We start from the raw sequence: 14572 nt of genomic DNA on the forward strand, positions 1-14572 counted from the left end.
ATATGGCTCGTTATATTGGCCCTAAATGTAAACTCTCCCGTCGCGAAGGCACCGATCTTCAATTGAAGAGCGGCGTTCGTGCGCTGGATACCAAATGTAAAGCTGATCAACCACCAGGCCAGCATGGCGCATCTCGCAAGGGTCGCATGTCTGACTACGGTACTCAGCACCGTGAAAAAATGAAAGTTCGTCGTATGTACGGCGTACTGGAACGTCAATTCAGCAACTACTACAAAGAAGCCGCTCGCTTACGTGGTTCAACTGGTGAAAACCTGTTGCAGTTGTTGGAATCCCGTCTTGATAACGTGGTTTATCGCATGGGTTTTGGCGCAACACGTTCAGAAGCACGTCAGTTGGTTAGCCACCGTGCCATCTTAGTCAATGGCGTACGCGTCAATGTGGCTTCGATCCAAGTGGCTCCTGGCGATGTAGTAACAGTCCACGAAAAAGCTAAAAATCAACTGCGCGTTAAGAGTGCGTTGGAGTTGGCTGGTCAGCGTGGCGTGCCTGCATGGCTTCAGGTGGATAACACCAAACTGGAAGGTACTTTCAAGACTCGTCCAGAGCGTTCGGACTTGTCCTCGGAAATCAACGAAAACTTGATCGTTGAATTGTACTCCAAGTAATCGTTTGATTTGAGGGTGTCATCCATGTCACAGGTCAATGAGTTTTTGACGCCGCGCAGTATTGCTGTGCAGGCCGTCAGCGAAACCCGCGCCAAGGTCACCCTGGAGCCGCTTGAACGCGGCTTCGGTCATACGCTGGGTAATGCGCTTCGCCGTATCTTATTATCATCGATGCCCGGTGCTGCCGTGGTAGATGTTGAGATTGATGGCGTTGAGCATGAATACAGCGCTATTGAAGGTGTACAGGAGGATGTCATTGAGATCCTGCTGAACCTGAAAGGCTTGGCGTTAAAATTATTTGAGCAGCAAGAAGCCGTTTTGGCGATTGATGCCAAAGGTCCATGCGTTGTTACCGCTGCTGATTTGTCGTTGCCGCATAACTGTGAAGTCGTCAATCCTTCGCACGTTATTGCAACGCTAGGTGCCAATGCGCACTTAAAGATGAAGCTGCGTGTGGCTCGCGGTCGTGGCTATGAGCCGGCCGATGGTCGTTACGAAGAAGAAGAGGCGCGCCCTATTGGTCGTTTGCTGCTTGATGCTTCGTTCAGCCCCATTCGTCGTGTCGCTTATGTTGTTGAGAATGCTCGTGTTGAGCAGCGCACCGACTTAGATAAGCTGGTCATTGATCTGGAAACAAACGGCACCATCGATGCAGAAGAAGCGATTCGTCGTGCGGCCACGGTTTTGCAACAACAGATCTCTGTATTTGTTGATTTAGAAGCCGACAGCCCCTCGGTTGCACCGCAGCCAGGCAACGACGTTGATCCAATCCTGTTGCGTCCAGTCGATGATCTTGAGTTAACCGTTCGCTCGGCTAATTGCTTGAAAGCTGAAAATATTTACTACATCGGTGACTTGGTTCAGCGCACTGAAGTAGAGCTGTTGAAGACGCCGAACTTAGGCAAGAAATCATTGACTGAAATCAAAGATGTCTTGGCTTCCAAAGGCTTGTCTTTGGGTATGCGCCTGGAAAACTGGCCTCCAGCTAGCCTGCGCAATGACGACCGTTTGAATTTTCGCGGCCGTTAATCGGCAACTGAATTAGTGTAGGAAGACTGCCATGCGTCATCGTAATAGTAATGTTAAATTGGGTCGCACCAGCGCCCATCGTAATGCCATGTTCCAAAACATGGCGGTGTCTCTGTTTGAGCACGAACTGATTCGCACGACTTTGCCAAAAGCCAAAGAATTGCGTCGTGTTGCAGAGCCACTGATCACGCTTGCCAAAAATGACACAGTGGCTAACCGCCGCTTGGCATTCTCGCGCACGCGCTCAAAGCAAATGGTCGGCAAGCTCTTTACTGTGCTTGGCCCACGCTACAAAGAGCGTAACGGCGGCTACTTGCGCGTATTGAAGGCCGGCAACCGTCCGGGCGATAACGCACCAATGGCTTATGTTGAGCTCGTTGACCGTGCTATTGCAGGCCCTGCAATGGATGCTGAGTAAGCATTCGCTGCGTGAGTCATCTAAAAAAGCCAGCTAACGCTGGCTTTTTTATGCCTGGCATTCCTGCACCGTTAAGTTATAAAAGCGCCTTCAAGAAGTGACCGGTATGCGACGCAGCGCACGCCGCCACGGTCTCTGGCGTGCCTTCCGCGATAATCATGCCGCCGCCATCGCCGCCTTCTGGCCCTAAATCGATGAGCCAGTCGGCTGTTTTGATGACATCTAAATTATGTTCAATCACAACCACGGTGTTACCGGCATCACGCAGACGGTGTAACACGCCTAGCAGCTGCTCAATATCGTAGAAGTGCAGGCCGGTCGTGGGCTCATCCAAAATATACAAGGTTCTACCGGTGTCTCGTTTCGATAACTCGCGTGCTAATTTGACTCGTTGAGCTTCGCCGCCGGAAAGCGTGGTGGCCGCTTGGCCGAGCGTGATGTATGACAGGCCCACATCCATCAAAGTTTGTAGTTTGCGTGCTAATGCCGGAATGGCATCGAAGAACTCGCGCGCTACCTCCACAGTCATGCCCAGCACTTCGGTGATGGTCTTGTTTTTATAGCGCACATCGAGGGTTTCTCGGTTGTATCGCATGCCTTTGCAAACGTCACAGGGTACGTAGACATCAGGCAGAAAGTGCATTTCTACCTTGATGACGCCATCGCCTTGGCAGGCCTCGCAGCGCCCCCCTTTCACGTTAAAGGAGAACCGCCCAGGGCCATAGCCCCGCGAACGAGCTTCTTGCGTACCGGCAAATAACTCACGGATGGGTGTGAATAGGCCGGTATAGGTTGCTGGATTAGAGCGTGGCGTGCGGCCAATCGGGCTTTGATCAATATCGACGACTTTATCAAGCAAATCCATGCCTTCAATGCTGTCGTGTTCGGCGGGATTACGCTCGCCGGCACCATTGAGTGAGGTGGCGGCAATAGGAAACAGTGTGCCGTTGATCAGTGTCGATTTGCCGGAGCCTGAGACGCCGGTAATGCATGTCATCAGCCCTAATGGAATGCTGGCTGTGACGTTTTTCAGGTTATTGCCACGCGCACCGATGATGCGCAGCTGCGCGCTCGGGTCGGGCTCATGGCGCTGTGTTGGCACCACAATACGGCGGCGTCCTGACAAATAGTCACCGGTAATCGAGTCGGTGCAATTAATGATGTCGTCGACTAGGCCGCTAGCAATAATTTGGCCGCCATGGGCGCCGGCACCAGGGCCAATATCGATGACGTGATCGGCTGCCCGAATCGCATCTTCATCATGCTCAACAACCAGCACGCTATTGCCCAAATCGCGCAAATGAATCAGCGTGCTTAGCAAGCGCTCATTGTCGCGTTGATGCAGGCCTATCGACGGCTCATCGAGCACATACATGACGCCCACGAGGCCCGCACCAATTTGTGATGCAAGGCGAATGCGTTGCGCCTCACCACCAGACAGTGTATCGGCGGAGCGGTCGAGGCTCAGGTAGTCGAGACCAACATTGACCAAAAACTGCAGCCGGTCGCGGATTTCTTTGAGGATTTTCTCGGCAATCTCACCTTTTGCACCGGGTAGCTTTAAGGCATGAAAGTGCGCATTTGCTTTAGCGATTGGCAAGCGCGATATGGTGGGTAAATTGCTGTCGCCAACAAATACATAACGTGATTCGCGGCGTAGTCTGGAGCCGCCGCAATCAGTGCACGGTGCGGTATTAAGAAACTGCGAAAGATCCTCGCGCACACTCGCCGAGTCGGTTTCCCGATAGCGTCGTTCAAGATTGGTTAAAATGCCTTCAAAGGCATGTGCGCGCTGTACTTGCCGACCCCGATCGCCTAAGTAGGTAAAGTTGATTTCTTCTTTACCTGAGCCGCTCAACAATGATTTTTTTAGCTTTGCCGGTAACGATTCCCACGGCGCATCAAGGCTGAAACCGTAATGCGCGGCTAGCGATTCGAGCATGGCGTAGTAATAGAAATTACGTCGATCCCAGCCGCGTATAGCGCCTTGGGATAATGACAATTCCGGGTGCGCAATCAGTCGGCGCTCATCAAAATATTGCTTCACGCCGAGGCCATCGCAGCTCTGGCAGGCACCCGCCGGATTATTAAATGAGAATAGGCGTGGCTCTAGTTCGCTCAACGCGTAGCCGCAATGTGGGCAACTAAAGCGCGAAGAAAACACCAGCTCCGCGCCATCATCGTGCATCGGCACTACCCACGCGATGCCATCGGCAATGCGCAACGCGGTCTCGAAAGACTCCGCTAGGCGTAATTGCAAATCGGCGCGCACTTTGAAGCGGTCAACGACCACCTCAATGCTGTGTTTCTTTTGTTTATCGAGTGGCGGTGCTTCGTCGAGGTCCACCACAATGCCATTGATGCGTGCCCGCACGAAACCTTCCGCGCGAAGCTTATCGAACACATGTAAGTGTTCGCCTTTACGATCGCGAACGATCGGCGCTAACAGCATGAGCGCCGTGCTCTCGGGTTGCGCCAAGACATGATCGACCATTTGGCTGACTGTTTGAGCGGCGAGCTCCACGTCATGCTCAGGGCAGCGCGGTGTGCCGGCACGGGCAAAAAGCAATCGCAAATAATCATGGATTTCGGTAATCGTACCCACCGTGGAGCGCGGGTTGTGCGACGTCGATTTTTGCTCAATCGAAATGGCCGGCGACAGCCCCTCAATGTGGTCAACATCGGGTTTTTCCATGAGCGATAAAAACTGCCGAGCATAGGCCGACAGCGACTCAACATAGCGTCGTTGACCCTCGGCATAGAGTGTATCGAATGCCAGCGACGATTTGCCCGAGCCGGATAGGCCGGTAATGACTACAAATTGATCGCGGGGAATATCAATATCGATATTTTTCAGGTTGTGCGTACGAGCACCGCGCACCTTAATGCTGTTCATGCCAAACCCTAGAAAAAGACAATTTCCCAGTATACGCAAAAGTGTTGCCTCCCCGCAGACTAATGCGCTCGGTCAAAGCCTAGACAGGCAAATCCGAGACGATCATGCGGCCGAGTCGGTGCTAGAATCAGCTCCCCAGTTTTGACCGACAGGCCAGTATGTCTGCGATGACTTCCGGCGAACGCCACGCCGTTTTCTCACTTGCCACTATTTTTTCATTGCGAATGGTCGGCTTGTTTATGATCTTGCCGGTGTTCTCGGTCTATGGCGCATCGCTGCAAGGTGCGACGCCGCTGCTCATTGGCGTGGCCGTGGGGAGCTATGGCTTGGCGCAGCTGCTGCTGCAAATACCGTTTGGCTTGTGGGCCGATCGCTTTGATCGCAAAAAGCTCATCATTATTGGCTTAACGTTGTTTGTTTTGGGCGGAGCCACCGCGGCTTCGTCAACGTCCATTGGCGGCGTCATTGTTGGGCGTTTTTTGCAGGGGGCGGGGGCTATTTCCGCTGTCGTGATGGCGTTGCTGTCGGATGTTGTGCGTGATGAGCATCGCACGCGAGCTATGGCCGTTGTCGGCATAAGCATCGGCATCTCGTTTGCCATTGCCTTTGTTTTAGGGCCTTGGGTGGCCGATATCTTCGGGCTATCGGGGTTGTTTTGGGTGACCAGTGTGATGGGTTGTCTCGCCATCGTATTGTGCTTTTGGCGCGTGCCGCGCGCACGGCAGGCGCAGCGCCAGCTGCCGCCGCATTACCTGACGCATTTGCGCGACATGCTAGCTGTGCCTGAGCTGCGGCGACTAAACATTGGTATTTTCACGCTGCATTTAGTCATGACGGCCTGCTTTGTGTCGCTGCCACCGTTATTAGTTGCCGCGGGGTTGCCGGTGAGTCAGCACGGCTGGTTATATTTGCCGGTGATGCTTGTGGCATTTGTAGCACTTGTGCCGGCGGTGATTATTGCCGAGAAAAAGCGGCGCATGCGTGAGGTGTATTTGTCGGCGGTGGTGGTGTTGTTTGTTGCCATGTTAGCGCTTGCCTTTGCCCATCAGGGCCTAGTCGCGCTGATTGCTTCGGTGGCGTTGTTCTTTTTTGCCTTTAACTTGCTCGAGGCGCTGCTGCCATCATTGGTCAGTAAAATTAGCCCGGCAGGTGGTAAGGGCACGGCCATGGGCATCTACAGTACGTCGCAGTTTTTGGGCGCATTTTTGGGCGGCGTTGTCGGTGGTGCGCTACATGATTGGCAACAAGGTGCAGGCCTGTTTGTTGTCTTGGCGTTGGCAACACTGGTGTGGCTGTGGCGGGCATATGCCATGGCGCAGCCGGCGTATTTGCACAGCGTTATTTTGCAGCCCGAGGGCGCCACACGCGGTACGGTAGGCGACGCGTCGGTTGCCGTGGAGCAATCGTTAAGCGAGCCGGTGCTAAATGAAATTCGCGCCTTAGCAGGTGTGGAGGAGCTGGTTGTGCTGCCCGATGATGCCCTGATTTATTTGAAGGTTGATAAACAACATTGGCGGCCTGAGTCGCTTGCAACGTGGCCTGTAAGAATAATTGCGGCATAAGGTGGCGGAGTGTCAGCCGCTGGTCTACAGTAGTTTTAAGAATGATTAAAAGTGGTTAGGAGAGAACAATGCGTGGTGTCAATAAAGTCATTTTAGTGGGTAATTTAGGGCGTGATCCTGAGGTGCGCTATCTGCCATCGGGTAGTGCAGTAGCCAACATCACTGTGGCAACCAGTGAGGCATGGAAAGATAAAAATACCGGCGCCATGCAAGAGCAAACTGAATGGCACCGCATCGCTTTTTATGGTCGCTTGGCCGAGATTGCCGGTGAGTATTTGCGTAAAGGCTCGAAGGTGTATTTAGAGGGCAGCTTGCATACGCGTAAATGGCAAGACAAACAAACTGGCCAAGATCGCTACAGCACCGAAATTAAAGCCACCACGATGCAAATGCTCGATAGCAAAGGCGGTTCTTCATCTGGCCCAGATGACAGCTCAATGCCAAATTATGGTGATTATGACGGCGGAGATTCAGCACCGCGTGCTGCAGCACCGCGCCCCAGTCCGGCGGCTCCGCCCCGCGCTGCCGCGCCTGCGGCCATGGAAGATTTTGACGACGATATACCGTTCTAAGTCGCATCATTTACCTAAAACAAACGCCCCATGCTCTGGGGCGTTTGTTTTTGTAACTCAGTGAGTGCAGGGGCGGCAAGATTGAGCAATTCACGCTATGATGTGCGCCATTACAAGAATCCAGTCTTGCCATAGAGCCGACCGTCTCCCGCAAGGCGTACATTACGTGCTGAGGTCTCTTTGAAGCGTTTTGCTTTTGTCTTTATCATCTTGCTTGTCTTTGGCTTGTCAGCCATTTACCACGCACCTGCTCGCTTACTGGCGCCGGTGTTGGCGCCAACCATTGGCGTCACGCAGTGGGGCGGCACAGTGTTTGACGGCCAAGTGCTGGGTGCCTACAAACAAAAGCCGTTTTACATGACCTGGCAATGGCAGGTGTCGGCGCTATGGCGTTTGAATTTACGTGCAAATGCCAGTGTCTCTGGCCCATTTGATGCCACGGTGGCGGCATCAAAAAGTCCATTAGGCTGGGATATTGATTTAAGCCAGCTGCGTTTACCGGCAGGCCCGAGCGTGCTGCTCGGTGCTGGTACAATTATTCCCGCTTGGCAAAGTGCAGTGCTGACTATTGGCCGAGCTAGCGATGGCCAGTGGACCGCTGCCAACGGCGCGATGGTCACCGAAGGCGGCCTCATTCGACTGAATCTGCAAGGTCAAATACAGGAAATTACGCTGCCTGCCGCCACGCTGACGTGGACCATTAACGATGGCAACTTGGTTGGTGATTTACGCCAGCGCGAGGGCAAGATGGCGTTGGCGACGCTAACGCTAACGGCGGACGACCGCATTCAGTGGCAGATTCGCGATCGTTTATTGCGATTGAAGCCGACCTACAGCAGCCAAAACAATCCCGACATGATCGTCCTTACCGTGGCTGAGCCGCTATGACACGTCAGTATGCGCTGTGGCATGATGCGGTCGACCATGTTTACGCGACCAACGGAGGCCTAGAGCATGCGTGATCGTATGACGCTGATCTGGGAGCAACGCCGAACTCGACCAGTTGCGACTGCCGTACTGTTTGTCGCCTCTGTCGTTTTTGCTTGGCTGCTTGGTAAATTACTGTGGTTGATGCTCTCCGGCACCTCGGCGGATTTGGCTCGACCAGACCTCGCGGCGACCCTGAAGCTGCCGCCCACTGTCGATGCGCGCCGGGTTGGGCTGATGTTTGGCGAGCGCGAGGCTGTGGCGCAAGCTGAAGTTGCCGACACGACATTGCAATTGCGCCTCGATGGCATCCTAGAAAATAGCAATGCTGATCTGTCTCGCGCGTTTATTTCCGAGCGCGGTAAAGGCAACCCAGAGATTTATCGTCCAGGCGACAATATACCCGGCGGTGCCAGCCTAGATCGCATTGAGGCCAATCTAGTCGTGCTACTGCGAGCTGGCCGTGAGGAAATATTGCGCTTTGATCAGCCCAGTGAGAATGCAACGACACCGACGGCTACCGCGCCAAATTTAGCCGCTGTTCGTGCCGCTCAAGCGCGCAATGTATTAACCAATCTTGCCGAGCGGCTAGCGAACTCACCCATGACGGCACTGCGTCAGATGGGCATGCGCCGGACCTCGCAGGGCTACATTGTCAGCATCACGGCACCCAAGCAAATGCTTAATCGCTTCGGCTTAAAGCCAGGGGATCGTGTCGTTAGTATCAATGGCCAGTTGGTCGGCAAAGACGTGGAAGCGGATCAAAAAGTTCTCAGTCAATTGCAGCAATCCGGTAATGCGCGAGTCGAAATTCAACGCGGCGCACAGACACTCACATTAGAACAAAGGCTCTAAGCCCCATGAAAAAACCCGTATATAAATCCCTCGCTTTATGCATGATGTTATTGGTCAGCCACTCGGCATTGGCGGAAAAGACGTGGAAAATCAATCTGAAAGATGCCGATATCTCCGCACTTGTGAGTGAAATGGCGGAGATCACCGGCAAAAATTTTGTCGTTGATCCGCGACTCAAAGGCAATGTCACCGTGATTTCCACACGTGAAATGTCGGCCAGCGAGCTCTATGAGCTCTTTCAAAGCGTGCTCAGCATTAATGGCTTTGCGGCTGTGCCAAGCGGTCCGGTGATCAAAATTTTACCCGATACCAATGCCCGCCAATCCGGCGTACGCGTCGATGCGGGTGGCTATCGTGACGGTGAAGAATTAGTGACGCGGGTGATCATGCTGCAGCAAGCGAATGCCACCGAGCTGCTGGCGGCGCTGCGACCGATGATGCCGCAGTTTGCACACTTGGCCGCGGTGCCGGGCAATAACGCCTTGGTGATTTCTGATCGCGCGAGCAACGTTGAGGCCATGGTGGGCATCATCCGTGATCTCGATGACGGTGAAAAAGACGATGCTATTGAGATTATTCCTGTCAAAAATGGCAAGGCCAGCGATCTGCTAAATATTCTGGAAACCATGGAGTCTGGCGCGCCGGCGGTTAGTAAAAATGGCGGCCAACCCGGCAAAGTGCGACTCGTTGTTGATGAGCGGACTAACCGCCTCTTGGTGCGTGGTGATCGTGCGCTACGTGACCGAGTTCGCGCGGTTATTCAAAGCTTGGACTCAGCGCCAGACATGAACGACGATCAAGTGAAGGTCTATCGCTTGAAATTCGCCAGTGCGCGGCAAGTGGCTGAGGTGTTAAAGGGCGTGCTGACCACCGACAGCAAGCAATCCTCATCGTCATCAACCGTATCAACAGGTACAGGAAGTGGCAGTGATGGCAGCTCGCCGCGCGCCGGTGCGTCGACCACCACGATTACCGTGGAAGGCGCCAGCTTGATCGCCGATGAGACACAAAACGCGCTCATTGTGCGTGCGAAGCCCACGCAGCTGCGCCAAATTGAGTCCGTACTTGATGATCTCGATAAGCGTCGCGCGCAAGTGTTGATTCAAGCCGCCATTGTTGAGGTGTCGGGCAATAACGCCGAGCAGCTCGGCGTGCAATGGGCCGCTGGTGATCCGCGTGCCGGTGTGGGTGTCATCAACTTTAATAACGCCGGGGCGAGCTTAACCAGCTTGGCCGGTGCCATTGCGACCAATGATTTTACGCAAGCCGGTTTGGGCAATGGCGCCGCCGTTGGCTTTGGTACTTCGCGGACTAACTCGAATGGCGATCGCTCATTTTATGGTGCCTTAATTCAGGCACTGAACTCGGTGTCAGACGCTAACCTGCTGTCGACGCCCAGCATCATGACGCTAGATAACCAAGAAGCGAAAATTGTGGTGGGTCAAAACGTGCCGTTTATTACGGGCTCTACCGGCACCACGGGTTCTGGCGTGACCAACCCATTCACGACGATTCAGCGTCAGGATGTGGGTATTACGCTGAAAGTCACACCGACGATTACCGATGGCGGTACGGTGCGTTTGGATGTTGAGCAGGAAGTGTCATCGGTGGTGCCCTCGGTCGATGGCATTCAGTCATCCGACATCATTACCAATAAACGCTCGATTGAAACGTCGATTTTGGCTGACGATGGCCAGACCATCGTGCTCGGTGGCTTAGTGCAAGATGACGTCACTAAGTCGGTGAGTAAGGTGCCGATTTTGGGTGATATTCCCGGCATTGGTATTCTGTTCCGATCCACCACAGATAGCCGCACCAAGCGTAACTTGTTAGTTTTCTTGCAGCCCACTATTGTTCGCAGCAGTGTGCAGGCCGCGGCCGTGACCAAGCGCCAATACGGTGCTGTGCGCCGTGTCGATTTAGGCATGGATGCTGAAGGGCGCTTGACCAAGTTACCGCCTGATGTACGCGATATTTACCAAGGTGGCATTCAGCGTGATGGCGATGAGCAGGCCGCGCAAGCACCGACTGTGGTCGAGCCACCCGCGCCCGCGCCGCAGCCAACACCTGCTGCCGCTCCGGCGCCCGCTAAGCCACAAGCCGTGCGCACGATTCCCGCGTCGCCGAGTGCGGCGCTAGAGGAGCCATCGGTTTATAGCGCAGATTTTGCCGACCCGATTGAGTCTTCGCCCATGCCTGCTGAGCGCGCGGTTATTCAGCGCATACCCGCACCGCAGAAAGCTGCACCCGCTCAGCCGCAAGCAGCGCCTGAGCCAGCCGCACCAGCGCCCAGTCGCGCCACCTATGAGCCGCCGATTGTGCGTGCCGCGCCTGCTGCTAAGCCGTTTGCGGGGAGTGATGATCCGGTATTCTCATCAGCAGATGACAGTGAACCAGTACTCGCGCCACGAGCACAAGTCAGTCCTGCACCAGTCGCTCAGCCTGCTCCCATTGCACCATCGCCTCGCGCTGCAGCACCGCGTGAGATTCGGACCGGCAGTGGCAATGTCTATCAGCCACTAGGCGCGATTGATGCACAGGCGCCTGCAGCCGCGTCTCCGGCAGCCGATGAGCCGACCTCCAGCGCCCCAAAAGGCAAGCGTGAAATCCGCACCAAAAGCGGCAACATTTATTACATTGATGAATAGTCTGCCCTAGGCTAACGCCGCGCTCGTCCATGCCAACACCTCAGGTCGCATGGCGAGCTCGGCACGCAGCTCGCGAAGGTTCCAGTAGTGCCCACCAATGGCACGATTGATCATGACCTGCTCGGGTACGGGCTGAAAGGCGCGCCAATGCGGTAGGGCCTCTCGGCTCAGCTTCATCGCTATTTCGGCCAGCGGGAACTCGCCATATTTCACGATATCATCGCCAATGCTGGCACCAGCCAAGCGCATCCACGGCGCATAAAAGGCAGCGTCTAGGTGTGGCGTGTGGTCGGTATTGCGCGCGCCCATGGCAATTAAGCCTTGTTCTAAGCGCTGGGCATCATTGGCCAGCGCGGCCTCTGTGATGCTGGCGTAACGCTGCACGCCCGCATCGCTGAGCGTTTTCACCGAGCCGAAGTCATACATGATAATGCTGCCATCGCGGCGGGCGGCGAAGTTACCGGGATGCGGATCGCAATGCACCGTTTTCAAGATAAATAGCTGGCGGGCCATGCTGCGAAATAGCCGCTCGCCCAGGGCGTTGCGCGTGGCTTGGTCGTAGCGCGCATCCAGCTCAGCAAAGTGATCGCCAGGCTCATAAATCAACGTCAGCACGTGTCGTGAACTCAGCGCAACCACTACTTCGGGAATGATCACGAGCGGGTCATCTTGGTGAAATTCACGAAAGCGCTGGAGGGTATTGGCCTCTAAAAAGTAGTCCAGCTCATCACTCAAGCTTTGGCGAATTTCTTCAAAAATAGCATCGAGCAGCTCACCGTTTACGGGCAGCACGCGAGCGATTTTAAAAGCCATGCGTAGTTGGCGAAGGTCGGCTTTAATGCTCTGGTCAACGTCAGGGTACTGCACCTTCACGACCACTTCGCGCCCATCACGCGTGCAGGCGCGATGCACTTGGGCAATCGATGCACTCGCCAACGCGATCTCATCAACGCGTTGAAAATGCTGACGCCAATCGCTGCCGAAGGCTTCTATCAGGCGCGCCTCAACTTCGCTAAAAGGGCGTGCAGGTGCTTGATTTTGTAAGCTGCTCAGGGCCTCAATAAGCTCAGCCGGCAGCACGTCGCGATATTGCGAAATGATCTGCCCGACCTTCATGACGGCACCTTTCATATTGCCCAATGTGGCCGCAATTTCGCGACCAATGCGCGTGTAGAGCGCGGCGTCGGCAGCGCTGCTATCGATGTCTTTTTGCCATAGTCGCTGCCATCGATCGCGTGCAACGTCGCTACCAATGCGCGCTGTCATACCGGCTAAGCTGAGTAGGCGGGACGGGCTTTTCTTGGGTGGTTTGGCCACGACGGGCTCCTAAGCGTGCATGAGTTCATGCAGCTTAGGTGATTGCGCCGCCGGCGGCGAGCCTAGCGTGACAGATTCAGCGCCATGGGGTTTGGCAGCACATCGGCGAGCTTTTTGATGCGGCCATTGAGCTCGGCATAGGAATCGGCGAGCACCGTAATGTGGCCAATTTTCCGATCGGGACGCTCCGTTTTACCGTATAGATGCAAGTGTGCTTCGGTGATGTCCAAAACCTGCGCACTGCTCGGGTACTCGCCAATGATATTGAGCATGGCGCTTGGCTTTTCTGCACGCGTACAGCCAAGTGGCAGGCCCGCGACCGCACGCACATGGTTTTCAAATTGCGAGCAATGCGCGCCCTCTATGCTCCAGTGCCCTGAGTTATGAACGCGTGGCGCAGTCTCATTGGCGACTAAGCCGTGGCGCGTCTCGAAGAGCTCAAGCGTCAGTACGCCCACATGATCTAAGGACTGCAAAATAGAGGAAATGTAGCGCTCAGCGGTAAGCTGCGTATTTTCATCAAGGTGCGGGGCGGGCACGATTGAGTGGCTTAAAATGCCACGGTGGTGGTGATTTTCAGCCAGTGGGTAAAACTGTGTCTGGCCATCTTGTCCGCGCACGGCAATGATCGATAATTCTCGCCGAAACTGCACAAATTCTTCGGCAATCAGCGGCACTGAGCTGCCCAACAATTGCCAGCATTGCTCGATTTGCTCGGCCTCGCGCAGCAGGAACTGGCCCTTGCCGTCGTAACCTTCGGTGACAGTTTTGACCACCAATGGCAGGCCGATGGCGGCGACTGCCGCTGTCAGATCATTAGCGCATTGAATGGTGTGGTAGCGTGCCGAGGGGATATTGAGCGCACTAAAAAGCTGCTTTTCGTTGAGTCGATTTTGCGACACCGCCAAGGATTTCACGCCTGGAAAAACCGGCTTTTGTGCGGCGATCATGTCCACCCAGGCGGTTGGGATATTTTCAAACTCGTAGGTGAAAACATCGGCAGAGTCAATAAATGCTTGCAGACTCTCGGTGCTGTAGGTGTCATCGCCAAAGCGTGGGCCTAGGGCGGCAGATGGGCAGTCTTCGGCGCGATCAAAGAAGCTAAACGACAAGTTTAGTTGATAGCCGGCGAGCGCCATCATGCGGCCGAGCTGGCCACCGCCCAAGACCCCAATGCGCAAGCTCATGCTGTAACGCCGGGCAATGGGTTGGCCAGCACGGTATCGGTTTGGCGCGCGCGAAATGCGCTAATAGCGGCATGCAGGGTGGCGTCATTCAATGCCAGAATCTGTGTCGCTAATAACGCCGCGTTGATGGCGCCAGCCTTGCCAATAGCCAGTGTGCCAACAGGGACACCGCCGGGCATTTGCACAATGGAGAGTAGTGAGTCGAGGCCGTTGAGCGCGTGAGACTGGACGGGTACGCCGAGCACGGGCAACGCCGTTTTGGCCGCACACATGCCGGGTAGATGTGCGGCGCCGCCGGCACCAGCAATAATCACTTGAATGCCACGGCCGGCCGCGTGTTCGGCGTAATCAAAGAGTTTATCGGGCGTACGGTGGGCAGAAACCACTTCGGCCTCAAACGCCACGCCTAAGTCGCGCAATGTGTTGGCGGCATGTTCCATGGTCGACCAGTCAGATTGCGAGCCCATAATGATGCCAACGAGTGGCGCGTGCGTGGTGGCGGTCATAATGGCCATCCCTAGATGTCGACGGTTGG

12 protein-coding genes are annotated in these 14572 nt (G+C 54.9%); 8 read left to right on the forward strand and 4 right to left on the reverse strand.

The window, feature by feature from the left end:
* Positions 1-2 precede the first annotated feature (2 nt).
* Genes rpsD through rplQ form a run of 3 tightly spaced genes read left to right on the forward strand, consistent with a single transcriptional unit; the run spans position 3 to position 2073 of the window.
* Positions 3-626, forward strand: a complete 624-nt coding sequence (gene rpsD / locus DFR26_RS04050) for a 30S ribosomal protein S4 (RefSeq protein ID WP_116207696.1) — start codon at positions 3-5, stop codon at positions 624-626.
* A gap of 24 nt (positions 627-650) precedes the next feature.
* The gene (locus DFR26_RS04055) at positions 651-1655 is read left to right on the forward strand and encodes a DNA-directed RNA polymerase subunit alpha (RefSeq protein WP_116207697.1); all 1005 of its coding nucleotides are present in this window, start codon (positions 651-653) and stop codon (positions 1653-1655) included.
* A gap of 31 nt (positions 1656-1686) precedes the next feature.
* Positions 1687-2073 (forward strand): 50S ribosomal protein L17, encoded by a 387-nt coding sequence (gene rplQ / locus DFR26_RS04060; RefSeq protein ID WP_116207698.1) that lies wholly within the window; start codon positions 1687-1689, stop codon positions 2071-2073.
* A 76-nt stretch (positions 2074-2149) separates the two neighbouring features.
* On the opposite strand, the gene uvrA is transcribed toward rplQ, so the two are convergent.
* Complete coding sequence (gene uvrA, locus DFR26_RS04065; RefSeq protein WP_116207699.1) at positions 2150-4969, reverse strand: excinuclease ABC subunit UvrA; 2820 nt, start codon at positions 4967-4969, stop codon at positions 2150-2152.
* Between the two features lie 158 nt (positions 4970-5127).
* Between uvrA and DFR26_RS04070 the strand changes: the two genes are divergently transcribed.
* The 5 genes from DFR26_RS04070 (at position 5128) to gspD (ending at position 11533) form a co-directional block, all read left to right on the forward strand.
* Positions 5128-6531, forward strand: a complete 1404-nt coding sequence (locus DFR26_RS04070; RefSeq protein ID WP_116207700.1) for an MFS transporter — start codon at positions 5128-5130, stop codon at positions 6529-6531.
* A gap of 68 nt (positions 6532-6599) precedes the next feature.
* Positions 6600-7103, forward strand: a complete 504-nt coding sequence (ssb, locus tag DFR26_RS04075; protein ID WP_116207701.1) for a single-stranded DNA-binding protein — start codon at positions 6600-6602, stop codon at positions 7101-7103.
* Positions 7104-7283: 180 nt separating this feature from the next.
* Positions 7284-7991: a type II secretion system protein N gene (gene gspN / locus DFR26_RS04080; RefSeq protein ID WP_116207702.1), complete on the forward strand. Its 708-nt coding sequence runs from the start codon at positions 7284-7286 to the stop codon at positions 7989-7991.
* 66 nt (positions 7992-8057) lie between these two features.
* On the forward strand, positions 8058-8885 hold the full coding sequence (locus DFR26_RS04085; protein ID WP_116207703.1) for a type II secretion system protein N: 828 nt from the start codon (positions 8058-8060) through the stop codon (positions 8883-8885).
* A 5-nt stretch (positions 8886-8890) separates the two neighbouring features.
* On the forward strand, positions 8891-11533 hold the full coding sequence (gene gspD / locus DFR26_RS04090; protein WP_116207704.1) for a type II secretion system secretin GspD: 2643 nt from the start codon (positions 8891-8893) through the stop codon (positions 11531-11533).
* A gap of 6 nt (positions 11534-11539) precedes the next feature.
* Here gspD and DFR26_RS04095 read toward each other — a convergent pair whose 3' ends face one another.
* The 3 genes from DFR26_RS04095 to purE all read right to left on the reverse strand — a co-directional run bounded on the left by DFR26_RS04095 (position 11540) and on the right by purE (position 14543).
* Complete coding sequence (locus DFR26_RS04095) at positions 11540-12850, reverse strand: ABC1 kinase family protein (RefSeq protein WP_116207705.1); 1311 nt, start codon at positions 12848-12850, stop codon at positions 11540-11542.
* Positions 12851-12912: 62 nt separating this feature from the next.
* Positions 12913-14037, reverse strand: coding sequence for a 5-(carboxyamino)imidazole ribonucleotide synthase (locus DFR26_RS04100; RefSeq protein WP_116207706.1), 1125 nt, complete (start codon positions 14035-14037; stop codon positions 12913-12915).
* Entirely contained in the window at positions 14034-14543 is a 510-nt protein-coding gene (gene purE / locus DFR26_RS04105; protein WP_116208145.1) for a 5-(carboxyamino)imidazole ribonucleotide mutase, read from the reverse strand. The genes DFR26_RS04100 and purE overlap by 4 nt, the downstream gene beginning before the upstream one ends.
* Positions 14544-14572: the final 29 nt, after the last annotated feature.

It is taken from the genome of Paraperlucidibaca baekdonensis, from assembly GCF_003387535.1.
Taxonomy (GTDB): Bacteria; Pseudomonadota; Gammaproteobacteria; order Pseudomonadales; family Moraxellaceae; genus Perlucidibaca; species Perlucidibaca baekdonensis.